At 59.4% G+C, this 22,851-nt stretch carries 24 protein-coding genes and 1 pseudogene; 16 read left to right on the top strand and 9 right to left on the bottom strand.

Features of this window, described 5'->3' with window-relative positions; genetic code table 11:
• The 3 genes from EWH12_RS22750 to EWH12_RS18785 form a co-directional block, all read left to right on the top strand.
• Positions 1–467, top strand: a 467-nt coding sequence (locus tag EWH12_RS22750) for an integrase core domain-containing protein (protein WP_242496123.1), incomplete at its 5' end; no start/stop codon positions are given.
• A gap of 2 nt (positions 468–469) precedes the next feature.
• Complete coding sequence (locus EWH12_RS18790; RefSeq protein ID WP_017184822.1) at positions 470–1,567, top strand: aromatic ring-hydroxylating oxygenase subunit alpha; 1,098 nt, start codon at positions 470–472, stop codon at positions 1,565–1,567.
• 7 nt (positions 1,568–1,574) lie between these two features.
• Positions 1,575–2,105 carry an aromatic-ring-hydroxylating dioxygenase subunit beta gene (locus EWH12_RS18785; RefSeq protein ID WP_239026569.1) on the top strand — a complete coding sequence of 177 codons (531 nt, stop codon included), beginning with the start codon at positions 1,575–1,577 and terminating at the stop codon, positions 2,103–2,105.
• Between the two features lie 493 nt (positions 2,106–2,598).
• On the opposite strand, the gene EWH12_RS18780 is transcribed toward EWH12_RS18785, so the two are convergent.
• The 4 genes from EWH12_RS18780 to EWH12_RS18765 form a co-directional block, all read right to left on the bottom strand.
• Positions 2,599–3,180: a class I SAM-dependent methyltransferase gene (locus tag EWH12_RS18780; RefSeq protein WP_017184819.1), complete on the bottom strand. Its 582-nt coding sequence runs from the start codon at positions 3,178–3,180 to the stop codon at positions 2,599–2,601.
• Between the two features lie 129 nt (positions 3,181–3,309).
• Entirely contained in the window at positions 3,310–3,465 is a 156-nt protein-coding gene (locus tag EWH12_RS18775; protein ID WP_081490969.1) for a type II toxin-antitoxin system YafQ family toxin, read from the bottom strand.
• A 32-nt stretch (positions 3,466–3,497) separates the two neighbouring features.
• Complete coding sequence (locus EWH12_RS18770; protein ID WP_095687518.1) at positions 3,498–4,496, bottom strand: helix-turn-helix domain-containing protein; 999 nt, start codon at positions 4,494–4,496, stop codon at positions 3,498–3,500.
• A gap of 169 nt (positions 4,497–4,665) precedes the next feature.
• Complete coding sequence (locus tag EWH12_RS18765) at positions 4,666–5,658, bottom strand: XdhC family protein (RefSeq protein WP_017184816.1); 993 nt, start codon at positions 5,656–5,658, stop codon at positions 4,666–4,668.
• A 657-nt stretch (positions 5,659–6,315) separates the two neighbouring features.
• Between EWH12_RS18765 and EWH12_RS18760 the strand changes: the two genes are divergently transcribed.
• Both EWH12_RS18760 and EWH12_RS18755 read left to right on the top strand, forming a co-directional pair.
• On the top strand, positions 6,316–7,251 hold the full coding sequence (locus tag EWH12_RS18760) for a 2-hydroxyacid dehydrogenase (protein WP_129927481.1): 936 nt from the start codon (positions 6,316–6,318) through the stop codon (positions 7,249–7,251).
• Complete coding sequence (locus tag EWH12_RS18755) at positions 7,248–8,537, top strand: glycerate kinase type-2 family protein (RefSeq protein WP_026002710.1); 1,290 nt, start codon at positions 7,248–7,250, stop codon at positions 8,535–8,537. Before EWH12_RS18760 ends, EWH12_RS18755 begins: the two co-directional genes overlap by 4 nt.
• On the opposite strand, the gene EWH12_RS18750 is transcribed toward EWH12_RS18755, so the two are convergent.
• The 5 genes from EWH12_RS18750 to ligK form a co-directional block, all read right to left on the bottom strand.
• A complete protein-coding gene (locus EWH12_RS18750; RefSeq protein WP_165418735.1) occupies positions 8,512–9,156 on the bottom strand; it encodes a nucleotidyltransferase family protein in 645 nt (214 codons plus the stop codon). The two genes, EWH12_RS18755 and EWH12_RS18750, sit on opposite strands and share 26 nt — an antisense overlap.
• A 171-nt stretch (positions 9,157–9,327) precedes the next feature.
• Positions 9,328–10,545: an MFS transporter gene (locus EWH12_RS18745; protein WP_017184813.1), complete on the bottom strand. Its 1,218-nt coding sequence runs from the start codon at positions 10,543–10,545 to the stop codon at positions 9,328–9,330.
• Positions 10,546–10,689: 144 nt separating this feature from the next.
• The gene (locus EWH12_RS18740) at positions 10,690–11,559 is read right to left on the bottom strand and encodes an amidohydrolase family protein (RefSeq protein ID WP_026002709.1); all 870 of its coding nucleotides are present in this window, start codon (positions 11,557–11,559) and stop codon (positions 10,690–10,692) included.
• Positions 11,556–12,611 (bottom strand): 4-oxalomesaconate tautomerase, encoded by a 1,056-nt coding sequence (locus EWH12_RS18735; protein WP_026002708.1) that lies wholly within the window; start codon positions 12,609–12,611, stop codon positions 11,556–11,558. The genes EWH12_RS18740 and EWH12_RS18735 overlap by 4 nt, the downstream gene beginning before the upstream one ends.
• Positions 12,604–13,278, bottom strand: a complete 675-nt coding sequence (ligK, locus tag EWH12_RS18730) for a 4-carboxy-4-hydroxy-2-oxoadipate aldolase/oxaloacetate decarboxylase (RefSeq protein ID WP_026002707.1) — start codon at positions 13,276–13,278, stop codon at positions 12,604–12,606. Before ligK ends, EWH12_RS18735 begins: the two co-directional genes overlap by 8 nt.
• 102 nt (positions 13,279–13,380) lie before the next feature.
• Between ligK and EWH12_RS18725 the strand changes: the two genes are divergently transcribed.
• The 11 genes and pseudogenes from EWH12_RS18725 to EWH12_RS18675 all read left to right on the top strand — a co-directional run.
• Positions 13,381–14,550 (top strand): LysR substrate-binding domain-containing protein, encoded by a 1,170-nt coding sequence (locus EWH12_RS18725; RefSeq protein WP_017184809.1) that lies wholly within the window; start codon positions 13,381–13,383, stop codon positions 14,548–14,550.
• A gap of 64 nt (positions 14,551–14,614) precedes the next feature.
• Positions 14,615–15,499: an NAD(P)-dependent oxidoreductase gene (locus tag EWH12_RS18720; RefSeq protein WP_017184808.1), complete on the top strand. Its 885-nt coding sequence runs from the start codon at positions 14,615–14,617 to the stop codon at positions 15,497–15,499.
• Positions 15,496–16,518 (top strand): amidohydrolase family protein, encoded by a 1,023-nt coding sequence (locus EWH12_RS18715; RefSeq protein ID WP_017184807.1) that lies wholly within the window; start codon positions 15,496–15,498, stop codon positions 16,516–16,518. The genes EWH12_RS18720 and EWH12_RS18715 overlap by 4 nt, the downstream gene beginning before the upstream one ends.
• Positions 16,515–16,811, top strand: coding sequence for a DUF2218 domain-containing protein (locus EWH12_RS18710; protein WP_017184806.1), 297 nt, complete (start codon positions 16,515–16,517; stop codon positions 16,809–16,811). The genes EWH12_RS18715 and EWH12_RS18710 overlap by 4 nt, the downstream gene beginning before the upstream one ends.
• Entirely contained in the window at positions 16,808–17,221 is a 414-nt protein-coding gene (gene ligA / locus EWH12_RS18705; RefSeq protein ID WP_026002706.1) for a protocatechuate 4,5-dioxygenase subunit alpha, read from the top strand. The genes EWH12_RS18710 and ligA overlap by 4 nt, the downstream gene beginning before the upstream one ends.
• Positions 17,221–18,084, top strand: coding sequence for a class III extradiol dioxygenase subunit beta (locus EWH12_RS18700; RefSeq protein ID WP_017184804.1), 864 nt, complete (start codon positions 17,221–17,223; stop codon positions 18,082–18,084). Before ligA ends, EWH12_RS18700 begins: the two co-directional genes overlap by 1 nt.
• On the top strand, positions 18,084–18,476 hold the full coding sequence (locus EWH12_RS18695) for a hypothetical protein (protein WP_017184803.1): 393 nt from the start codon (positions 18,084–18,086) through the stop codon (positions 18,474–18,476). Before EWH12_RS18700 ends, EWH12_RS18695 begins: the two co-directional genes overlap by 1 nt.
• Positions 18,477–18,489: 13 nt before the next feature.
• Positions 18,490–19,431 carry a Gfo/Idh/MocA family oxidoreductase gene (locus EWH12_RS18690; protein ID WP_017184802.1) on the top strand — a complete coding sequence of 314 codons (942 nt, stop codon included), beginning with the start codon at positions 18,490–18,492 and terminating at the stop codon, positions 19,429–19,431.
• Positions 19,432–19,466: 35 nt separating this feature from the next.
• A complete protein-coding gene (locus tag EWH12_RS18685; protein ID WP_026002705.1) occupies positions 19,467–20,483 on the top strand; it encodes an aldo/keto reductase in 1,017 nt (338 codons plus the stop codon).
• A 9-nt stretch (positions 20,484–20,492) separates the two neighbouring features.
• Positions 20,493–21,128 (top strand): TetR/AcrR family transcriptional regulator, encoded by a 636-nt coding sequence (locus tag EWH12_RS18680; protein WP_081095131.1) that lies wholly within the window; start codon positions 20,493–20,495, stop codon positions 21,126–21,128.
• A gap of 174 nt (positions 21,129–21,302) precedes the next feature.
• Positions 21,303–22,721 (top strand): annotated as a pseudogene (locus EWH12_RS18675) (NAD-dependent succinate-semialdehyde dehydrogenase); the annotation flags it as partial.
• Between the last annotated feature and the right edge of the window lie 130 nt (positions 22,722–22,851).

The raw sequence follows: 22,851 nt of genomic DNA, 5'->3' as shown, positions 1-22,851 counted from the left end.
TCGACAACTTCACTTTAGACACCTGCTGGCCGGCCATGGCTTGCCCTGATGAAGCCTACGGCCGCTACGCGGCCTTGCCTTCATCAGGGCCATCTCGGCTCCCGAAACGGCGCTTCCCAATGTGCTATGGTCCCGAGTTCGTCGCCCATGCGGTGCGAGAGTGGCTGGGTCGGCTCGGTGTCACCACCCTCTACATCGAACCCGGCAGCCCCTGGGAGAATGGATATATCGAGAGCTTCAATGCCCGCCTTCGCGATGAACTGCTCAATGGCGAGATCTTCTACAGCCTGGAGGAGGTCCGCTGCGTCACGGGCTGGTGGCGCGAGCATTACAACCGACTGCGCCCACACAGCAGCCTCGGCTACCGCCCTCCAGCCCCGGAAACAGTCAAGATGCCAGCCTGGCCGCTCGGCTCCGCTACGCTCCGCCTCCCGCCCAGGCTGGCATCAGAAATCCAGATCAGCTAACTATGCAACCGGACCAATCATCGCGGGCAGTCCATTGCCCGCATCGCGGCAGCCATGTGTGCCAGGAAGACTACGGCAACGCCTCCCATTTCAAATGCCCCTATCATGGGTGGGTTTTCAAGAACGACGGCAGCTTCGTCGGCGCTCCGGAAATGCAAGCTGCCTATGGAGGCCGGCTCAATGCTTCTGAATGGGGCCTGCGGCGTGCGCCCAAGGTGGACAGCATCCACGGATTCATATTTGCTTGTCTGTCGGAAGAGGCCGAGAGCCTGAGAGACTATCTAGGCGGTGCCGCCTGGATGTTCGATGCGATCTTTGGCCTTCATCCCGACGGCGTCAAAGCCCTTGCTCCCCCGGAGCGCTTCATCCTGCACGCCGACTGGAAGAGCGGTGCCGAAAATTTCGTGGGTGACACCTACCATATCGGCACGGCGCATCACTCCGTAACATTGACGGGCTATCTGCCTGGCGACGTGCGCGAGGGCGGCCAATATGCGCACGGCTTCCTCTTTGAAAACGGTCATGAGTTTCTCGGTTACCGGCTACCCGAATGGTTTGGTCCTCCTTTCAAATATTGGGGTTTTCCCGAGGAACTCGCCAGCCAGTTCGACCTTAGCGCCTTGGATGAGACGCAAAGAGAGCTGCTCGTGACTGTTCCTCCTTCTGTCGGGACGATCTTTCCTAACTTCAGCTATTTGCGGATGCCCGAACCACCGGGGCCGGGAGAGTTTCCGATACCGAATACTGACATCCGGGTGTGGAGCCCGATCGCACCCGGCGTAATGGAAGTCTGGCACTGGCAGTTCAACTTTGCCTTCATGCCGGAGGAATATCAGCGCAAGGCTTACCTATCCGGTCAATATACCTTCGGCGCCGGCGGCATCTTCGAGCAGGACGATATGACGATCTGGGAAGGCGCGTCCAAAGCCGCACAGAGTCCGTGGAACCGCAAAGTGGGCGCAGAACTCAACTATCAACAGAAGCGTCCCGAACCGAATCCGGACTGGAAGGGACCAGGGCAATTCTTCGACACCTATTATGGTGAGTATCTCCAGGCCGGCTTCTGGAAACAGTGGCTGAAAATGATGCGGAACGGGTGAGGTCGACATGAAAACTATGCTCATGGAAAGGTCGGTTGGGTCGACGATGGAAATGTCTCATCTCGCTTCACGGTTTCTTTCGCTGGAGGCGAAGCTGCTGGATGAACGCCGTTACGATGAGTGGCTCGACATGCTCGGTGACCAGATAACATATGAGGTCCCGATCCGCCTTTCACGCCGCGAGTTTGTCGATGAAACCAAGAGCGGCTGTTACCATATTTGCGACAACAAGGAGTTGCTGAAGCTTCGCGTCGCGCGTTTCCATTGTGGGGAGGCCTGGGCGGAACGCCCGGCATCGCGGACGCTGCGTGTTGTCGGGAGTGTCCTCGTCAATCCAACGGATGAGGAGGCGATATTTGAGGTCGATAGCGCCCTTCTGCTTTGCCGCCAGCGCAACTCTGATCGTCCATGCGATACAATCGCCGTACGGCGATCCGACAGGATTTCACTGGGAGCGGAAAGGCCGCTGCTGCTGAGCCGTCGGGCAATTCCTATTGACACCGTCTTGCACACGCCCAACCTGAGTGTCTTCGTCTGACGACCCGAGCGCGTCACACTTAAATCTTTGCTGCCGTGAGACTTCCCTTCTCGCAAGCATGGCGAGCGCCTGCAATCCTTTCATAGCTGGGAGTTGCGGGACGTGCCTAAGGGCTCGAGAAGTTAGATATGGAGAGATGTTCTCATCATATCTTCAAGGCGGGCTGGTCGATCTGCCGGACGATGATCGCGCCAATGCGCTGGCTCTGTGGCATCGCAGAGGCAAATGCACGTTCGAGGCGGAACAGGGAACCGCGAGGGGGTGACGGAAAACCCGGTGATCGGCGTTGTCTTGCATTTTGCCAATCCGGCAGCGTTTGTCGTGCGATCTCCGCCATCCCGCCGGGGTAGGTCAGACATGGGACGGAATTGATGTGTTCGCCGGCGTCTTGAGTTTTCCCGTTCCTCCATGTTCGATGGTACATTTTGGGAATTGGCAATTGTGAACCGGTTTGGGAAAAGCGGAGCCCGCCTTCGAGATCGTTGGGGGCGCGTTAAATGGGTTTAACCGCCTCGTAGTAGTTGTTCCCGCCCTCATCGGAATGGCAGTGTGCCAAACTGAGTCCTACTATGGCGAGATGCGCCGCATAGGCGTCCGCTCCTAGCGACATTGATGTGCGGCCGGTCAGTGTATCACTCCATTCGCAAACCTCGCGCGGGGCGCTGAACAGAAATCGTCCGCCCGGTTCCAACACGCTTGCCGCATTACTGAGAAGCTTCCGCTGGTCGGCCGCATGAAGCAGGAAGACGAGGCCGATCGATACGGCACCGACAAAGGTGCGGCCAAAGAAGTCACTGTTCTGCACTGGTTCACAGGCGGCAGGCATGTCAGGCAGCTGACGCCGGTAGGCCGAGATAAGTGAAGGCGACGCATCGATCCCCCAGACAGAGAAGCCATCGTCTACCAATGCTTGGGCAATTGGCACGCCGGACCCGCACCCTATATCGAGTATAGCGGCTGATGAAGGCAGACTGTCCCGCGCCCAAGATCGGACTAATGTCACACCGATCTCCGAACGGATAGCCATGAACCGCTCAGCGACGGCATCCCAGCCAGCGGAATGGTCGGTCGTCATGTTGTGCCTCCCCGATCAGTCAGTGTTATTAGAGTATCAGCGATTTGCCTGCGCCATTCCTAAAACTATCATCTTCGGGAAAGCAGGGAATTGTAACGGGAGTTGGATGACTCCCGCCATACGCGGGCATCACCATCCCAATTCCGCGTGCGATCCCAAGCGCACAAGCTGAAAGGTTTCATCGTCAGGCGTAATATGGCAATCCCGGTGGTCGTGCCAGTCGCTGTTCAGCGCATGGTCGCGGTGGCGCGGCGCCAATGGCTCGTCATGCGCCAGCGCCTCGATGACGGGATCACGGCAGCGTCCTGCCGATCAGGTCAGGCATCTTCGGGTTCGGCGGCAAGAGCAAAGTGTCGGTATTCGCTTGGCGGCATGCCGCGGGCGGCTCGGAACTTGCGTGAGAAGTGGGCGCCGTTGGCAAAGCCACATTGCAGGGCGACTTCCTTGATGCTCAATCGACGGCCATATGGCCCCAGCATCCGCATGGCCAGATCGATCCGCATGCCATCCAACTCACGCCGGAACGAGGTGTCGGCTTTGGCAAGCAGGAGATTTAGGTAACTTCTCGAGATGCCCACGTCATTCGCGATCTCCCTGGGCGACAAGCCTTCCTCGTTCAATCTTTCGCGCATCGCCTGGCGGATCCGTGTGAGCGTTTTTGCCTGGTGATGCGAAATATCCGAAATCGAAGGACCGATTGCGAGGCGAACGAGGCTTACGATCTGCTCGGCGAACTGCGAGGCCGGCTGCAGGCTCAGATGGTCCCGGCCGGAGGCCTGCAGGGCGCCGATATAGGCAGCCAGTGCCTTGGACCAGTGGCCCTCGGCATCGATCTTGCGCGCGCTTACATCCTCGACATTGGGGATTTGGCTCGTAAGGAACCGACGTGGAATTCTGAAAGTCTGGACCGCAATGGGGTCGTTGAAGAGATAGCTGAATGGCGAAGCGCTATCGCTGAGGAACATGTCCCCTGGCCCAACGATATCCTCACGGCCAAATTGATAGAATTTGAGATAACCGCTTTTGATCGTGTTAATCAGAATATCGTTACAGCTGTCATCGACGATATATTCTGGGGTGCGCTCAAAAGTATGGGGAGAAACCTTTATGTCGAGCAGGTCGAATTCATCGAATGAATGCCTTTCGATCCGACCGAGAAAATCATCTTGCGCCCGGGAATGAATGTTGACCCGGCAAAATGTGGCTAGCACCGCGTCCTGCCAGAAATTCAGGTTCGCGTGTCGCTCCTCCCCGGGAGTCTCCCATATGCTCCGATGGTCTTTCATCGATTGCTCCCGCCAGACTTCTTTCCTCATGGAAGGCGTCTTGTGCTCGTTGCGCCCCACAGCCTCGTGCAATCAAGCTGAAGCCTCGGGGCCGTAAGGCGTGACCATAGCATATATCGGCAAAGGGTCCTAAGCGAGCCGGCATAATGCGCTATGGAGCGCGCAAGCTGACCCTCTGCCTCCCGGCAGTTCCGAAACATCAGGCTGCCGGGTTGATTTGGCTTTCCGGTGCACGCGCGCTCAGATTGCGCGACTGCATGATCTCGGCAACGATCGAAACGGCGATTTCCCAAGGCGTCTTCCCGCAACCAGCGATACCGATTGGCGCGTGGATCCGGGTTAGGTCATGTTCGCCGAAACCCGCTTTTATCAATCGGTCACGTCTCGATCCGATTCTTGAGCGGGCCCCGAGGACACCGATATACCCGGCGCTGGAGCGCAGGGCCGAAGTTACGACATCGTCGTCGACGACATCGTCGTGCGTGACCGAAACCACAGCGGTCCAGGGATCCGGGCTCATCGCGTGCAACGTGGCCGCAGGAGCGGTTCTCAGATAGGTCAACCCGCCGATTGGAGGCGTGGTCCCAGGTCCGTTTCCGCGAATCAGATAGGTTTCGAAACCCGCATCGGAAGCCAACTTTGCCAGAGCCAGTGCGGTCGGATCTCCGCCGACAACGACTAGGCGACTTTTGGGGTCGTAGCGAAGGCTATATTTCGTCCCATCCGCGGCCCAGGTGGGGCAATCGGGGGGAGCTGGTTCGACTGTGCGGGCATAGCCGTCACTACGCCACAGAGCGGGTATTCGAGCTACCTCAAGGCGCAGCAATTCGGCGACCGCGGGTTCCTCGGAATCGATGGATTCGAGGAGGATTTCTATGGTTCCGCCACAAAGAAGCCTGATGTCGATCCAGGGGCTTCCCTGTCCGTAAAGCAGTGTCTTGGGAGTGCGATCGCGGAGCACTTCAGCGGCATGGTTGGCCACATCCGCTTCCAGGCATCCTCCGGAAAAATAGCCGCCGGCCCGATCCTGATCGAACACCATCTGTGTTCCTGCTGGACGCGGCGAAGAGCCGACGAGGCGTGTGATCGTTCCCAGGACGACATTGCGATGCTGCCGGCGGGCGCTCTCAAGGCACGGGCGGATATCGGAAATCCAACCGAAGGTAGGCCAATCATTGCCCTCAAGCTGCATGCGCCCCTCCCCGTGCCAAGGATTCACGCGCTATACTTCTTGGTCCTTTGACAGCCGATGGCTGCTTGTATCGGTCCCTCCAAAGCCCTCTGCTTGACGCAGCCCAACGCCGCCATCGCAGGAGCCCCCTATGATATGCTCGGCCGCTTGGACCGGTGATGGGGGAGCTATGAAGAGCATGGGTACGAACGGTGCGCAACGATGTGATCGCGCCCGCCGCTGAAGCTGGGGCAAACTCGGCGGATGGAATTCCCCACTTTTCTATGAAAACCCCATCTTGTCCGATCGATAAAACAGCATTGGCATCCGCCTGATCCACTCGATTACACTCTTTTGAACGCCATGGCGATCGCATCGCCGCGCTCTGGAATGCTGGTCCACCGATCGAAGCGAGCAGTTGCTTCTTTTTCCGGTTTCCGTCTCCATTTCGCGGCTGAAAACGATCGAGCGAAAGGCCAACCTTCTTGTAAACGGTTCTATATCGAAGTATGTTGTGAAGAGCAAGAATTAGGCATGCGGCGGACAATTCCTTCCGGTCTTTAGCCGGTGGTCAAGCCGTTGGCATTACGCTGCCATTCCACAGTAGTTGGGGGGATTTCCTTGTCGCAAGAGGTTGGTTCGCTGCAGGCTCGTCCGAGGGTCCTGGCGACATATGCAATGCCCGCCAGGGTTGTCGGGGAAATTCAATCTTTCGCCGATCTTTCGATCCTTCCCGGTGAGTCCGCTCCTGAGCGCGTTCTTGAGAATTGCAACGGTTTTGACGCTCTCATCTGCACCTTGATGAACAAGGTGACCGCGGATTTTATCGATCGGTTACCCCCTTCCATCCGGCTTGTAGCGACTTACTCCGTGGGTATCGACCATATCGATCTCAGGGCGCTGCAAGCTCGGAGAATAGCATTGGTGAACACGCCCGACGTGCTCACCGAAGCCACGGCGGACATAGCCTGGCTCCTCCTCCTCGGAGCGGCCAGGCGCGCAAGCGAAGCGGAGGCTTTGTTGCGGTCGGGGATGTGGACCGGTTGGGAACCGAACCAGCTCGTCGGTACGGATATTCACGGCTCGACCTTGGGTATTCTCGGTTTTGGCCGGATCGGCCGCGCGGTCGCTCGCCGAGCGGCAGGGTTTGGCATGAACATACTGACCTCGGTCCGTTCATCGTCCGCGGGTGATCCACCCCCTCCCGGGACGATCATTTGTTCATCGATGGAGGAAGTCCTGGCTGGCAGCGATTTTCTATCTTTGCATTTGCCATTGACCGAGGAGACGCAAAACTGGCTCAATGCAGAGCGCATAGCTTCGATGAAATCTGGTGCGATCGTGATCAACACGGCACGGGGAGGGTTGATCGATGAAACAGCCCTGATTGCGGCGTTGCAATCCGGCAAGCTCGGCGGCGCCGGGCTCGACGTTTTTGTCGGCGAGCCCGATATTCGCCGCGATCTTGTAGAGGCACCTAACACCTTCCTCCTGCCGCATCTCGGAAGTGCGACGAGACGCGCAAGGGAAGGTATGGGCTTAAGCTTGGCGCGCGATATCGCCGCTTTCTTTGCCGGCCGGCCGGTCGAAAATGGCGTAGGTGTCTCGAAATGAGCGCGCTCGTTGATCTCGAGGCGAGGCAAAGGGTACAGCTTGATGCTCTCCTGTCGACAGCATTGAACGCTGCCGGCGTCGAAGGCAAGCTTGAGCGCTTTCTCCCCTCAGTTCCTCTCGGTCGAACCGTCGTCATCGGAGGGGGCAAGGCCGCGGCAGCGATGGCGAATGAGCTTGCCAGACTTTGGCCGGCCCCGCTTTCCGGCGCCGTCGTTGTGCCTTACGGCCATCAATCGCCTTCCTATTCCGGTCCAATTCAGATTTTGGAGGCTGGTCACCCGGTTCCCGACGGGAACAGCGTGGTGGCTGCGGACCGCATGATGGAGTTGGTCAAAGATCTTTCTCACGATGATCTCGTCATCGCGCTGATGTCTGGCGGGGCTTCGGCGCTTCTTGTCGGCTTGCCCGAAGGCGTCAGCCTTGAAGATAAGCAAGGACTGAACAAGGCCTTGCTGAAAAGCGGGGCAACAATTTCCGAAATCAATGCGGTGCGCAAGCAGATTTCCACGGTGAAGGGCGGCCGACTGGCGCATGCGGTAGGTAAGGCGCGCCTGCTCACTCTTGCCGTCTCAGACATACCGGGAGACGACATTCGCAAGATCGGGTCTGGTCCGACGATTGCCAATGCGGCGGAAGCCGTTGCGGCGACACCGATTCTCGAGCGATATGGCATAGATGTTCCGGAATCCATCAACCGGCACCTGCGGAAGGGTTTGGATAATCCCTCACCTGACGATCGATCAAGACGGGCAGGTGATAGTGCGTTCCTGATCGTCAAGCCGGGCGATATTCTCATTGCAGCAGCCCGGTGCGCCGAAAGCGTCGGCTACAAGCCGATCATTCTGGGGGATGACCTGGAGGGGGAGGCGCGTGAATTGGGTTCCGCGCATGCAAAGCTGGCGCTCGAAACGCTTCGAGCGGGGCGTAGGGCATGCATTCTGTCCGGCGGAGAGACGAGCGTGACCGTCTCCGGCCGAGGCAGAGGAGGCAGGAACAGCGAATATCTTCTGGGCTTTGTGCTGGCGACAGCGGGGCAGGAAGGGATTGCGGCGCTGGCAGTCGATACCGATGGCCTGGATGGCGCCGGCGACAATGCGGGAGCTGTTGCGTTCGCGTCGACCTTGACGCGCGCTGCCGGGAAGAAACTGGATGCTGCGGCCTATTTGCGCCGCAACGATTCCTATAGCTTCTTCGCTGCGCTGGACGATCTCGTCGTAACAGGACCCACATGCACGAACGTCAACGATTTCCGGGCCATTCTCATCGATCCGGTGATTGATCGCTAAGCTTGGTCGGTAGTCTGGTTAAACCATCGTGCCTCTGATTCCATTGACTTTGTGCGGCCGCCAACGCTGCCGGTGTGTCCAGGTCAAAGTGAATACCGGGATCGTCAATATGGATGGGAACGACAGACGCGCGATATTTTTCGAGAAGTGAGCGTGCGCCAGTATCACCTGAGAGATTCAGCAGCGCGGGGAAAAAATCAGAACCCCATGTGATCGGATTCCCCCTTCGCCCATCGCTTATAGGAACCAAAATCGTCGATGGGGTCGCTTGCTGAGCCATCCTTTGCAAGAGGCTTGCCGGGACAAATGGCATGTCGCCCAGACAAATGATCGCAGCACGCGTATCTTGCGGCAGCGCGGAGATCCCAGCGATCAATGAATGGGCCATTCCCCGACGGGCGTCGGAAGCTCGGGTCTGGCATAGTTCGCGCTTCCCAAGGATATCCCTGAGTTCAGCGGCATCCGCGTCCGTTACGATATGAGGCGGCGGTAAACCCGCCTGTTCGATTGTATCGACGATATGCGCCAGCACTGGCCGTCCGCCCAGATTGGTCCGGAGCTTGTCGAAGCCCATCCGGCTCGAACGGCCGGCGGCCAGCACTATCGGTCGCACGCACATGTGCATTCGTCTTTAGTAATTGCCGGAGAGCACGTCATGCGCCCAGCGGTTGGATAGGTTCGTATAGGGGTGCGCTACCCTTTCCGATCATACTCCCGTCCCATTCCCGCACAGCCATCTCCAATCCTCCCCACCATTTCCGCGACTGGCGGTTCATGTGTTCAGATGGCGTTAGTGGATATTTGCACCATCGTCGATCATGCCGCCCGTCGGCTGGATGGTAAGGAGTGTTATCAAAGCAAAGATGACGCAGGCCAGGCCGAGAAGGGCAAAGTACCACCAGATACCATTGGCCAGTAAAGAGAAGTAAATTGCGGGTACGAAGAACGCGGCGGCAGAGCCGCTCTGGACGACAACACCGTTAGCCAGGCCAACAATAGCGGTGTTCTTGAGAACGCGTGGAATCATGATCATGACCACCGCCACCATCGTACCAGGCGTGGCGAAACCCCAGACCATCAAGCTCACAATCGTTAAGGTTACGCTCGATTGAGGCAGGAAAAGAGAGATGCTCGCCATACAGGCTAAGACGGATATGGTTGCGGCAACGAGCTTGAACGAGTGACCGCGGGAGAGAAGAAAGCCGGTCAATATCCCTCCGCAGATACTGGCGATATTCGAGATCGCTACGGCAGCAGATCCCATGGATACGGAAACACCAAGAGTCTTGGCCATGTATTGAGGCATGACGATATTGACGCCAAAACCAGCGATGGTGAGTATCGCGAATGCGGCCGCCAACCGGAGTACGCCCGATTCTCCGATCACCGCCCGCAAGGCGTCGTCGTTGCCAGCGGTTCCGCGGGACGTCTGTCCAGGCACCGGGAGCAAGCCGACGGAAAGGGCAAGGCCGGCTGCCGCCGCACCATGAATGACGAATGGCAGACGCCAGTGTTCGGTTGCGGAGAATGGAGCGGCAAGGAGCAGACCGGCGCTTATGCCTGCGGCGAAATAGGTCGACCAGAGCGCCATGGCCCCGGTTTGCCGTTTTCCCGATGTAGTCATGATGAGGAGCGAAGGAGCGGCAGCGGTGATCGCTACAAAGCCGATACCTTCGATCAGACGTGCCGCTTCGATCAGGCCCAAGCTGTCGCTTATGTAGCAAATGGCGTTTGCGATCACGATGAGCACACATGCGCCAGCGAGCATGGGCCGAGCACCGTACCTATCGACTGCTGACCCGCCCAGGGTTGAGCCGAGTGTGGGAGCAATGAACAGGAGACCGATAATCCAGCCGATCTCCTGCGGAGAAGAGCCGAGCGCCTTGCCCATATCCGCTGCGATCGGCGCCATCTTGCCGGCGGACGCTATGGCAAGCAGACCGTAACAATAGACAAGAAAGATTGAGCCCCAGCCTGCGCTTTCGGCTTTCGATGTCGTGACGGTCATAAGGTATCCCCCTCTATGCCCGCCCTCCGTCTGCGTGAACTCAACTGCGGAACCGCCGCAGCCTGGTTCAGACTGGTTGGCGGCTATCGATCTCCATGCCAATGAAGCGCATGCCCCCGTTTCGACGGTGACAGCATCCATGCTTTAATCATGCCAGTAGAGTCTGGCCGGGTTGTCCACGAGCAGGCGATGTTGCAACTCAGGCGTCGGTGCGATGCGGGGGATCATATCGACCAGCGCGCCATCGTCCGAAATTGCATCTTGCATGTTCGGGTGCGGCCAGTCGGTGCCCCACAGGACGCGATCCGGATAGTCTTCGACAAGGGGGCGCACGGCCTGTGCGAAAGCATCCCATGGCGGGCCGCTGCCATCGAGGCGGTCGGGACAGGTCACCTTGGTCCAGATATCGTCGCGGCTGTCGAGGAGTGCCCGGAAGACACGCATATCCGGTCCATCCGGTCCTTGCGTGACATCGGGCCGCCCCATATGGTCGACGACGATCAGCGTAGGGATGGCGTCGAGGAACGAACGGAGTTCTTCCAGGATATCCGCCTCGAAATAGACGACGACATGCCAGCCGAGGCCCTGGATGCGACGGGCGACCTCAAGGAATTTGTCCTTGGGCGCATCGTCGACCAACCGTTTCAGGAAGTTGAACCGCACGCCGCGAATGCCGCCTTGGTGCAGGTTTTCAAGTTCGGCATCGCTGATGGCTGGATCGACAACCGCTACCCCGCGCGCGCGTCCATCGGATTTTGCGATTGCATCCAGCGTCGCACTGTTGTCCGTGCCGTGGCAACTGGCCTGCACGATGACGTTGCGGGAGAAACCGAGCCTGTCGCGCAACGCGAACAACATGTCCGGCCCGGCATCTTCGGGAAGATATTTGGCCTTCGCGCTGAAGGGGAACTGCGCCATCGGTCCGAAGACATGGCAGTGCGCATCGACCGCGCCGGCGGGTGGTACAAACCGCGGGCGTGAGGGATCGGCGTGCCAGCTTACGATACGACTCATGCGAAAATCTCTCCATCCATAAGCTTGCGCGCGGTACGCAAGATGGCGGCGCTGGTGACCTGGCCGTCTGCATCCGTCTCCATGACGCAGCTCATCTCGCCGGTAGGATGCTCCACCGACAGGGTCTTGCGGGCACCGCCTGGGATTGACGCGACCTGCGCGGCGGGCGATCCCTCGATCAAGCAGGCGGTGGCGACGCTGACCGCGCCGAGAACACCGATCGAGGCATGTGCGCGGTGGGGGATGAAGCTGCGTACCGTGACGGCGCCTCCGTCGCGCGGTGGTGCAACCAGCATCATCTTGGGTACGGATTTCTCGCGCACGTCGCCGAGGTTCATTCGTTCGCCGACGGCAAGGCGGATCGCCTCGATCCGTGCCTTGAGATCGCTGGCGCCGTCCAGCTCGTCACGACTCTCGTAGCCGGCCGCACCGACGTCTTCGGCCTTCATCACGACGCAGGGCATGCCGTTGTCGATCAACGTGACCGGCACGCCGTTCACGATGTCACAGGCATTTCCGGTAGGCAGCAGCGCGCCGCAGGATGAGCCTGCCGTTTCGCGGAACTCTAGCGGGATCGGAGCCGCCGTGCCCGGTACGCCGTCGATCCTTGCCGCCCCGTCATAGCGCACGCGCCCTGACGGTGTTTCGATTGTCGCCACGGCAATCTGGCCGGTGTTCATCATGTAGATGGTGACACGCGTCTCGCTGTCCTGTGCCGGCACCAATCCGCGTTCGATCGCGAACGGACCGACGCCGGCCAGGATATTGCCGCAATTTTGTGCATCGGTAACGATAGGCTTGTCGACGAATACCTGAAGAAACAGATAGTCGACATCGATGCCGGGACGCTCGGATTTCGAGATCACGGCCACCTTGCTTGTCAAGGGATCCGACCCGCCCATCCCGTCGATCTGGCGGGGATCGGGCGATCCCATCGCGCGGAGCAGGAAGGCGTCGCGTGCCGCGATATCGGCAGGGAGGTCATCTTTGAGGAAATAGCCCCCTTTGGATGTGCCGCCACGCATCCACATGACGCGGGTGGGGTCAGACATATTTCAGGCCCATTTCGGCGAGGCGGCCACGCATATCGTAAATGTCGAGGCCGAGTTCCCCGGCAGCGAGCCGTTGACGCTTCGTTTCCTCATTGGCTTCGCGTGCCTGGGCCTTTGCCAACACGTCGGCGGCGCGTTCGCGCTCGACCACACAGACCCCATCGTCATCTGCAATGATCACGTCACCGGGACGGATCACGGCGTCTGCGCAAACGACGGGGACATTGACCGATCCCAGCGTCGCCTTCACCGTACCCTGTGCGAAGATGGCCTTCGACCAGACAGGAAAGCCCATGGCCGTCAGATCGCGCACGTCACGTACCCCCGCATCGATTACCAGCCCCCGGCAACCCCGTGCCATCGCCGAGGTGGCGAGAAGGTCTCCGAAATAGCCGTCTTCGCAAGGCGAGGTGGGGGCGAGCACGAGAATGTCGCCGGGCTGCAGCTGCTCGATGGCGACATGCACCATCCAGTTGTCCCCGGGAGGCGCGGAGATGGTGACCGCCGAGCCCGCGATACGGGCGCCTGCATAGATCGGGCGCATGCGGGAGGCGAGCAGCCCTGTGCGGCCTTGCGCTTCATGGACCGTCGCAACGCCGCAAGAGGCGAGGGCGTCGATTACCGGCGCTTCCGCTCGCTCGATAGATTGGACGACTAAACCCGACACAACGCTCTCCTTGGCAACGATAACTGGGAGAATGCGCGCCGTTCCGTCCTTGCAGCAAATCCGTTCTTTGCCCGATGAATAAGAATTTGCTAATCGTGCAGCATGGAACGGCTGGACGTGAATCTGCGGCATCTGCGCGCCTTTCTGGCGATCATGGAAAGTGGAAGCGTGACGGCAGCCGCGCGTGAGGTTCACCTTACCCAGCCTGCAGTGACGCAGGGAATCGCCAAGCTGGAGTTGCGGTTCGGGGTGCCGCTTTTCGAACGGCAGCCGCGCCGCATGATCCCCACGGATGAGGCACGAATCCTGGCGCCGCGCGCTACCGCGATCATTCGGCTTCTGGGGCAAACGCGCGCGACGGCGGCGCAGGTTTCCGCTTTTCTCGGCTTATCGCGAGCGGGAAGTTATGCAAATGCTGCGACGGCCATGGGTCTGAGCGAAGCATCGCTGCATCGGGCGGTGAGCGACCTTTCGCTCGCTTTGGGACAGGATCTTGTGAGGCGGCGCGGCAAGGGTGTTGTCCTGACGGCGCGCGGCTTGGCGATGGCGCGCAATTTCCGGCTCGCGCTTGCCGAGCTTCGATCGGCGGATATTGAGCTGGCCGCATTGCGAGGCCACGAAAGAGGGCGCATCACGATCGGAGCGATGCCGCTTTCGCGTGCGCGCCTGTTACCGAGCGCCGTCGCAGCGTTTCATCGCGCGAAGCCGGATATCGATATCGTCATCATGGAGGGCTCCTATGCCGAGCTGACGGGGCCGCTGCGTGACGGCGATATCGATATGATGGTCGGTGCGGCGAGGACAAATATATCGGCAGATATGGCACAGAGAGAACTTTTCGACGATCCGCTCATCATTCTTGCCGGCGCGCACCACCCGCTGGCGCAGGCCCGCCGGCCCCCGACGATTGCGGCGCTCGCGCGGTATCCATGGATCGTGGCCGCGGCTGGTACGCCGTTAAGGGCGCATTGGCAGTCGATGTTCGAGGAGGTCGGCGTTACGCCACCACGCGTGCCGATGGAATGCGGCTCAGTCATGATCGTCCGGCAAATTCTTGTCGAAAGCGATTTCCTCACTCTGCTGTCGCCCGATCAGGTCAGTGTGGAACTGGAGGCGGGGTGGCTCGTGAGAATTGCAGGCCCGGTGCGTCCGATGTCGCGCACCATCGGTTTGACCGTCCGATCGGATTGGCGGCCTACGCCGGCACAGGCTGCTCTGATCGAGGTTATCGAGGAACAGGCCGCAGTGCTGCGCGACGAACACACTTCGTAATTTCTAATGCATTAGGTGCCAATCCGATTGGCGGTGCGTGGACGGTTGCCGCTAATCTCGGCAAATGGATCAGATTGCTGTCGCTTTGATTGGTTTCGGAGAAGCGGGCCGCAGCTTTGCGGAAGCAGGGTCCTGGTCGACTTCGGCGCGTGTCTTCGACGTTTTGACCGATGATCCGGCCAGCGCCGACCGCAAGCGTCGTGAGTATCTGGCAGCTGGCGTTGCGGGAAGCGACACGCTTGCCGATGCGGTGAGCCGCTCGCCGCTGGTGCTTTCGCTGGTGACGGCAGATCAAGCCGTCGTGGCCGCGCGCGCCGCCGCCTCGCTGGTCGCTCCTGCTGCGATGTTCTGTGACATGAACAGCGTGGCGCCTGAAACCAAGCGCATCGCCGCACAAACGATTGAAGCTGCCGGCGGGTGGTATGTGGACGTGGCGGTCATGGCGCCGGTCAATCCCGCCAAGCTCTCCGTACCGCTGTTGCTGAGCGGCGTCAGAGGGAGCGACGCGGCGGCGGCACTGGAGCGGTTGGGTTTCACGAATATCCGGGTAGTGGGCGACAAGGTCGGTCAGGCCTCGGCGATCAAGATGATCCGTTCGGTGATGGTGAAAGGTATCGAAGCCCTCACCGCAGAATGCGTGCTCGCGGCGGAAAGGGCAGGGGTCACGGCTGAAGTGCTCGGCTCGCTCGGCCCCGAATGGGATGCCAAGGCGGACTATAATCTCGACCGGATGATGGTTCATGGCCTGCGCCGCGCCGCCGAGATGGAAGAAGTTGCGCTCACGCTCGAAGGGTTGGGGGCAGCAAGCGGGATGACTCGCGAGGCTGTCGCGCTGCATCGCCGTCTGGGTCGATTGGGGGTCACACCTCCGCCGGAAGGGCTTTCCGCGAAAATCGAGAAAATCACCGATCTGGAATCCAAACTAGTGGGGAGGGTTGACGCCGCATGAGTCTGATTATCGACTGCCATGGTCATTATACCGTGCTGCCCAAGGGGCACGATGCCTGGCGAGAGGAGCAGAAGGCGGCTTTCAAAGCGGGCGTGCCTGCGCCGGCCTATCCGGAGATTTCCGACGATGAAATCCGTGACACCATCGAATCCAACCAGCTTCGCCTGATCAAAGAGCGTGGCGCCGACCTCACGATCTTCTCTCCCCGGGCGTCTGCGATGGCCCCGCATGTCGGTGATGCCGGTGTCGCGAAGGAATGGGCGATCCGCTGCAACGACCTGATCTCGCGCGTGGTCGGCCTTTATCCGGAAACTTTCGTTGGCGTGTGCATGCTGCCGCAATCGCCCGCAGCCGACATGGTGAACAGCATCGCGGAACTGGAACGCTGCGTCGATATGGGATTTATCGGGTGCAATCTGAACCCCGACCCGGGCGGCGGCCATTTCCAGCATCCGCCGCTGACAGACCGTTACTGGTATCCCTTTTACGAGAAGATGGTGGAGCTGGACGTTCCGGCGATGATCCACGTGTCGGGCAGCTGCAATCCCGCGATGCATGCCACGGGCGGATACTACATCGCGGCCGACACGATCGCCTTCATGCAGTTGCTCGAGGGAGATCTGTTCAAGGATTTCCCCACCTTGCGCTTCATCATCCCGCATGGCGGCGGTGCCGTCCCCTATCATTGGGGGCGTTACCGGGGCCTGGCCGACATGCTGAAGAAGCCGGCCCTCGATGCGCATCTGATGAACAACATCTTCTTCGACACCTGCGTCTATCACCAGCCAGGCGTCGACCTGTTGGCCGATGTGATCGACAACAAGAATATCCTGTTCGGTTCGGAAATGGTCGGTGCGGTGCGCGGCATCGATCCTACCACCGGCCATTATTTCGACGATACCAAGCGTTATGTGGACGCGCTCGTGATCAGCGACGCGGAGCGTCATGCGATCTTCGAAGGGAACGCCCGCCGGGTTTTTCCGCGGCTCGATTCCCGATTGAAGGAGAGAGGGCTGTGAGCTTCGTTTCGAAAGCCTTCGTTTCGACTGCTTCCGGTGACAAATATGTCCAGCAGCTCATCAAGCATTGGAGCCACCGGTTCGAGACGTCCTATGCCGATGGAGAAGGCCTAGTCCCCTTTTCTGACGTGGCTTCAGCGAGCTTTACCAGCGATCCGGAGGGTATCCGTATCGTCCTGCGCACATCAGGCGCGGAAGAGGCTGAAACCCTGCGGGGGGTAATCGAGAGCCATCTCGACAGGTTCGCCTTTCGGGAAGCCCCTTTGTCTTATACCTGGGAGGATGGGCGGTGACTGGTCGAACAAGGGATATTCACGCCTATTTGGCCGAGTTCGACGATATCCCCGGCACGCGGGTCTATACGGCAAAACGTGCCCGGCAGGGCTATTGGATGAACCAGTTCGCGATGAGCCTGATGAAAGCCGAAAACCGTGAGCGCTGGAAAGCCGATGAGCGTGCCTATATCGATGAATGGCCGATGACCGAGGATCAGAAGCAGGCCGTTCTGGATCGGGACTATAATCGCTGCCTCGATCTCGGCGGCAATATCTATTTTCTGGCCAAGGTCTTCTCGACGGATGGGCTCAGCTTCCTACAGGCCGTCGGCACGATGACCGGCATGAGCCCCCAGGACTATCAGGCGATGATGATTGCCGGCGGCCGCTCGCCTGAAGGCGTCCGCTCGATTCGGGAGAAAAGGTGATGGCCCGCATTTCCGCCGGCGTCGCGACAAGCCATATTCCCGCGATCGGCGCCACGATCGACAACGGCAAGACGGGCGAGCCTTATTGGGCGCCGGTATTTGCCGGCTATGACTGGTCGAAGCAATGGATCGCCGAAGAAAAGCCCGACGTAGTCATCATTGTCTACAATGACCATGCGTCGGCTTTCGACATGCGGATAATCCCCACTTTCGCGATCGGCTGCGCCGATCGCTACGGTATTTGTGATGAAGGCTGGGGACCGCGGCCGGTGCCGGAGGTGATCGGGCATGCAGACCTTGCTTGGCACATTGCGCAAAGCCTGATCCTGGACGAGTTCGACATGACCATCATCAACGAGATGGACGTCGACCACGGCTTGACCGTTCCGCTCAGTCTCATGTTCGGTCAGCCCGAGGCCTGGCCGGTAAAGGTCATTCCGATTGCCGTGAATGTGGTCACATATCCGCCGCCATCGGGCAACCGGTGCTGGCAATTGGGCGAGGCGATCGCGCGGGCAGTGGCGAGCTTCCCCGAAGATCTCAACGTGCAGGTCTGGGGTACGGGTGGTATGAGCCACCAGTTGCAGGGGCCTCGAGCGGGCCTGATCAATGCGGAATGGGACAACCGCTTCCTCGATTTGATGAGCACAAATGACGGGGAGACGCTTCGTACCATTCCCCATATCGAATATCTGCGCGAGACGGGCTCCGAAGGCATCGAAATGGTGATGTGGCTCATCATGCGCGGGGCGCTGGGCCGCATGGTCAAGCCATTGCATCGGCACTATCACGTCCCGGCGTCCAATACCGCGGTCGGACATCTCATATTGAGGCCGGCTGAGAGTTCGTCATCGGAGGTCTAGTGGACTTCGAAGACCTCAAGGCCAGAGTGATCGAACTGCGTGAGACGCAACAATCGATCGCCTCGGTTGTCCAGGACCAACCGCCTGACTGGCGGAAGGAAGTGGTTCGTTTGAGGCTCGAATTGTCGCGCAAGCTGGGCTTTGTCAGCAATTCTACGAATGACTGGCAAGCGCACGCGAGTGCTTCGGCTGCCTGGTCGCGGTTTCGCAAAAACCTGTCGGTCTTGCGCGCCGCGCTGGCTGAGCATCAAGCTCGCTGGCCGGCGGTGGCGCTAGACGAGAGAGCGACTGATTTTCAGGCGTCTACTCGACGCATACGCAAGGCCTTTGATGACCTCGAGCAGGGGCTCGCTGAACTGCAACTGGCTGCTTCGCGAAGCAACCCAACATAAGGAAATGTCACATATGCGGATTGCACTGGCTGGTGCGGGCGCCTTTGGCGAGAAGCACCTGGATGGCCTCAAGAACATCGATGGCGTGACCGTCACTTCGCTGGTCGGCCGCGAGCTGGAGCCGACCCGGGCGATAGCCGAGAAATACGGTGTCGGCCACGTCACTACAGAACTCGATGAAACGCTTGCCCGCGACGACGTCGATGCGGTCATTCTATGCACGCCTACGCAGATGCACGCTAAGCAAGCTATTGCCTGCATGGAGGCAGGCAAGCATGTCGAGGTAGAGATTCCGCTGGCGGACAGCTGGGCAGACGCGCAAGCGGTCCTGGCCAAGCAGAAGGAAACGGGTCTGGTCTGCATGGTGGGCCACACCCGTCGGTTCAATCCGTCGCACCAATATGTGCACAACAAGATCCGGGCCGGAGAACTGAACGTCCAGCAGATGGACGTCCAGACCTATTTTTTTCGCCGCAAGAACATCAACGCGAAGGGTGAGCCGCGTAGCTGGACGGACCATCTGCTGTGGCATCATGCCGCGCATACGGTGGACCTTTTCGCCTATCAGGCCGGAAAGATCGTCGAGGCACATGCGCTGCAGGGGCCAATCCATGCGGAACTTGGGATCGCGATGGATATGTCGATCCAATTGAAGAGCGAAACCGGCGCTATCTGCACCCTTTCGCTGTCGTTCAATAATGACGGACCGCTCGGCACTTATTTCCGGTATATCTGCGATAACGGCACCTACATCGCGCGCTACGACGACCTGGTGAACGGCAAGGAGGAGCCGATCGACGTTTCCCAGGTGGATGTGTCGATGAACGGCATCGAGTTACAGGATCGTGAGTTCGTCGCGGCCATCCGCGAGGGTCGCGAGCCCAATTCCTCAGTCGCCGGCGTATTCGATTGCTATCGCGTGCTTGGCGAACTGGAAGCGCAGCTTGTCCGCTGATCCCTTCGCGCTACCACAGGCAGGAAGAGCATAGTATGACCGCGACCCTTCCAAAGCGCGCTTTAGGCCCGTTTTCCGTGTCAGCAATTGGTCTTGGCTGCATGAACCTTTCGCATGGGTATCAGCCGCGTCCCGAGGCTGAAGCAGCTGAACGGCTACTGTTACATGCGTTGGATAGAGGCGTCACGTTCTTCGATACGGCTGCTCTCTACGGGTTCGGAGCAAATGAGACGCTGATCGGGCGTGCCTTGGGACATCGCCGCAAGGATTTCGTCCTTGCCAGCAAATGCGCGCTTGGCGAGATCAATGGAAAACGCGGTCTCGACGGTTCGGCGGCGGCGATCACGCAGACATTGGATGAAGCATTGATACGATTGAGGACCGATGTCATCGACCTCTACTATCTTCACCGCCTCGATCCGAAGGTACCGATGGAAGAGTCGGTCGGCGCCCTGTCGCGGGCAGTGGAGGCAGGAAAAATTCGCACGATCGGTTTGTCGGAAGTATCGGCAGAAACGATCCGCGCGGTACATGCGATCCATCCGGTGACAGCTGTCCAGACCGAATATTCGCCCTGGACGCGCAATGTGGAACTTGCCGTACTCGATTGCTGCGAGGAGCTCGGGATTGGCTTTATCGCCTTCTCGCCTCTGGCTCGCGGCTTGTTGGCGGGAAGTGTGGGTACGGCAGGTTTCCAGCAAGGCGACCTGAGAGCCGCGATGCCGCGGTTCCAGGAACCTCATTTGACGCGGAACCTCGGGCTTTATGATCAGATGGCTGGGTTGGCCCGGGCTGCAGATTGCACTCCGGCGCAGCTCTGCCTCGCCTGGCTGCTTTCAAAGCGCGACTTCGTCGTTCCGATCCCCGGGACCACGAACATTGATCATCTCGATGAAATTCTGGATACCCTGTCGTTGACCATCTCCGAGGTCGTGTTTGACCAAGTGGACGCCCTTTTCGCTTTTGGCGCCGTTTCGGGACCTCGTTATTCAAAGGAAGCCCAATCGCAAATTGGTACCGAGATTTGGGAGGGTGAGCCGCTTGCCAGCTAGACTGTTCAGGTGAAACGGGTCGTTCGGGACCGGCGACGCAGGGTCGCGGCCGCAGTTCGCCGGCCGGCCGGTGCCCCGCCCGGTCCGAGGAAGGCTCAGCTTCGGCGCGTCGAAATTCTGGAAGCGGCGAGGCGATTGTTTGTTGAGCGAGGCTATGACGCGACGACGATGGATGACGTTTGCGTTGAAACTGGCCTCGCTAAGGGCACACTTTACCATTATTTTTCAAGTAAGACCGAATTGCGTGCGGCACTTCGGGACAACTTCTGCAACATGATATTGAACCGTGTCAAAAGCAGGATCAGTCTTTGCGAATCCGACGATTTTTTCACGCGGATCGATCTTCTGGTCGAGACGGCGGTGGAAAGTTATCTGGACACGCCCGAGTTGCGGGATGTGATCTTCTTCAGTGGGGATACGCCGCTCAGATCCGTGGCCGTGAACGACGGGCTTGTGGGCTATATCAGCGATCTGCTTTCACAAGGAACGCTGGAGGGCGCATGGTGTGTGGATGATCCCCACGCGCTATCAACGCTGATCTATTATAGCATCCATGCGATCGCAGACGATGCCTTGATGAGCGGTGCGCGACGCCCTCGAAGCGCGGTGCGTGTCTCGAAACTGGTCGCTATCACGCCGGACTAACGCTTCTCATCTGGTTTCGCGCAATCAAGATTCCGCGAGTATCGTCGGGCGTTTACATGCATCAGCTATCAGAATGGATGGCTTCTCATCAAATGAGAGTGTCCATACCGCGAAGGCATCCATCGGCCGGATTTGTTAGGGAATGCCAAACTGGATTTCAGGGAAATAGCAAACGTGAATCTTAGCCTTGCGGAGCCAAAACTGCTCCGGGCGCAAGCTTTTGTCGATGGCGCATGGATCGACGGCGAAGCGCGAATCGACGTCTTGAATCCGGCAGACAGCTCCTTGGTCGGCTCGGTCCCGGATCTCGGGTATCGCGAGGCCGAAGGTGCCGTCGACGCGGCCTATCGTGCCTTGACCGATTGGCGAAAAGCTACAGGCAAGCAGCGGGCCGCGATTTTGCGGCGCTGGTATGATCTGGTGCTCGTCCATACGGATGATCTGGCGCGCCTTCTGACGGCCGAGCAAGGCAAACCGTTGCACGAGGCCAAGGCCGAGGTGGTGTATGCGGCATCGTTCATCGAATGGTTCGCGGAGGAGGCGAAGCGTGTGAACGGAGATGTCTTAGCACCTCATGCGGCCGACCACCGTCTCCTGGTGCGACGCGAACCCGTGGGTGTGGTAGGCGCTGTAACACCCTGGAATTTTCCGCTCGCCATGATCACCCGAAAGGCAGCGCCAGCTCTGGCTGCCGGCTGTACCATGGTGCTGAAGCCGTCGGAATTGACGCCGCTTTCAGCGCTCGCTTTGGCGTGGCTGGCCGACCAGGCCGGAGTGCCGGCGGGAGTTTTCAATATCGTGACCGGTCAGCCCGCGCCGATCGGCGATGTGCTGACGGCTGACAAGCGCGTTCGCAAGTTCACCTTCACTGGTTCGACAGGCGTTGGCAAGATGCTCGCCGCCCGTTGTATGAGCACCGTGAAGAAGGTTTCCCTCGAATTGGGTGGAAACGCGCCGTTCATTGTCTTTGATGATGCGAAACTCGACGATGCGGTTGAAGGCGCAATAGCATCAAAGTTCCGGAATTCAGGTCAGACCTGCGTCTGCACAAATCGCATTCTGGTCCAATCCGGCGTTTATGAAGCCTTTTCCCGGCAGCTGGCGGCACGTGTTCGCGCGCTTGCCGTCGGGCCGGGTCTTTCGACCGGCGCGGATCAGGGGCCATTGATCGATGAACGTGCCGTTGCAAAGGTCGAAAGCCATATCGAAGACGGCGTCAAACATGGTGCCAGGATATTGACCGGAGGGCGACGAGTGCCCGGGGCAGGCCATTTCTTCGAGCCGACCGTTCTCGTAGATGTTTCGCCGGATGCTCTCCTATGTCGGGAGGAAACCTTTGGCCCCCTTGCCGGCCTCGTCCGTTTCCAGACAGAGGATGAGGCGATCAATTTGGCGAATGCCACGGACAGCGGCTTGGCGGCTTATGTATACACGCAATCCCTTGAGCGCAGTTGGAAGGTGAGTGAGGCTCTTGAATATGGGATGGTTGGGCTCAACACCGGCCTGATTTCGACGGAGGTCGCGCCTTTCGGTGGGGTGAAGGAATCCGGTCTCGGGCGGGAAGGATCACGATATGGGATCGATGAGTATCTCAATTGGGACTGTCAGGATTTCCGTGTGTGGCCGGGCATAATGGGTAACAAGGAGTCCCACTATGTCACGACGCAAAGAGCCTGCCATACCGAATGAGCTTCTCGATCAGCTTTTGGCGGGCGGCGCTGCC

Origin of the sequence: Sphingobium cupriresistens, assembly GCF_004152865.1 — a bacterium.
GTDB classification, from domain to species: Bacteria; Pseudomonadota; Alphaproteobacteria; order Sphingomonadales; family Sphingomonadaceae; genus Sphingobium; species Sphingobium cupriresistens.
The sequence above is the reverse complement of the archived record's forward strand: the minus strand, read 5'-3'. Positions and strand labels throughout refer to the sequence as shown.

What these genes read in the sequence shown, in the direction of transcription:
- EWH12_RS18790 (WP_017184822.1), top strand. Translation starts at nt 470, where the DNA reads ATGCAACCGGACCAATCATCGCGGGCAGTCCATTGCCCGCATCGCGGC.
- EWH12_RS18785 (WP_239026569.1), top strand. Translation starts at nt 1,575, where the DNA reads ATGAAAACTATGCTCATGGAAAGGTCGGTTGGGTCGACGATGGAAATG.
- EWH12_RS18780 (WP_017184819.1), bottom strand. Translation starts at nt 3,180, where the DNA reads ATGACGACCGACCATTCCGCTGGCTGGGATGCCGTCGCTGAGCGGTTC.
- EWH12_RS18770 (WP_095687518.1), bottom strand. Translation starts at nt 4,496, where the DNA reads ATGAGGAAAGAAGTCTGGCGGGAGCAATCGATGAAAGACCATCGGAGC.
- EWH12_RS18765 (WP_017184816.1), bottom strand. Translation starts at nt 5,658, where the DNA reads ATGCAGCTTGAGGGCAATGATTGGCCTACCTTCGGTTGGATTTCCGAT.
- EWH12_RS18760 (WP_129927481.1), top strand. Translation starts at nt 6,316, where the DNA reads ATGCCCGCCAGGGTTGTCGGGGAAATTCAATCTTTCGCCGATCTTTCG.
- EWH12_RS18755 (WP_026002710.1), top strand. Translation starts at nt 7,248, where the DNA reads ATGAGCGCGCTCGTTGATCTCGAGGCGAGGCAAAGGGTACAGCTTGAT.
- EWH12_RS18750 (WP_165418735.1), bottom strand. Translation starts at nt 9,156, where the DNA reads ATGTGCGTGCGACCGATAGTGCTGGCCGCCGGCCGTTCGAGCCGGATG.
- EWH12_RS18745 (WP_017184813.1), bottom strand. Translation starts at nt 10,545, where the DNA reads ATGACCGTCACGACATCGAAAGCCGAAAGCGCAGGCTGGGGCTCAATC.
- EWH12_RS18740 (WP_026002709.1), bottom strand. Translation starts at nt 11,559, where the DNA reads ATGAGTCGTATCGTAAGCTGGCACGCCGATCCCTCACGCCCGCGGTTT.
- EWH12_RS18735 (WP_026002708.1), bottom strand. Translation starts at nt 12,611, where the DNA reads ATGTCTGACCCCACCCGCGTCATGTGGATGCGTGGCGGCACATCCAAA.
- EWH12_RS18725 (WP_017184809.1), top strand. Translation starts at nt 13,381, where the DNA reads ATGGAACGGCTGGACGTGAATCTGCGGCATCTGCGCGCCTTTCTGGCG.
- EWH12_RS18720 (WP_017184808.1), top strand. Translation starts at nt 14,615, where the DNA reads ATGGATCAGATTGCTGTCGCTTTGATTGGTTTCGGAGAAGCGGGCCGC.
- EWH12_RS18715 (WP_017184807.1), top strand. Translation starts at nt 15,496, where the DNA reads ATGAGTCTGATTATCGACTGCCATGGTCATTATACCGTGCTGCCCAAG.
- EWH12_RS18700 (WP_017184804.1), top strand. Translation starts at nt 17,221, where the DNA reads ATGGCCCGCATTTCCGCCGGCGTCGCGACAAGCCATATTCCCGCGATC.
- EWH12_RS18690 (WP_017184802.1), top strand. Translation starts at nt 18,490, where the DNA reads ATGCGGATTGCACTGGCTGGTGCGGGCGCCTTTGGCGAGAAGCACCTG.
- EWH12_RS18685 (WP_026002705.1), top strand. Translation starts at nt 19,467, where the DNA reads ATGACCGCGACCCTTCCAAAGCGCGCTTTAGGCCCGTTTTCCGTGTCA.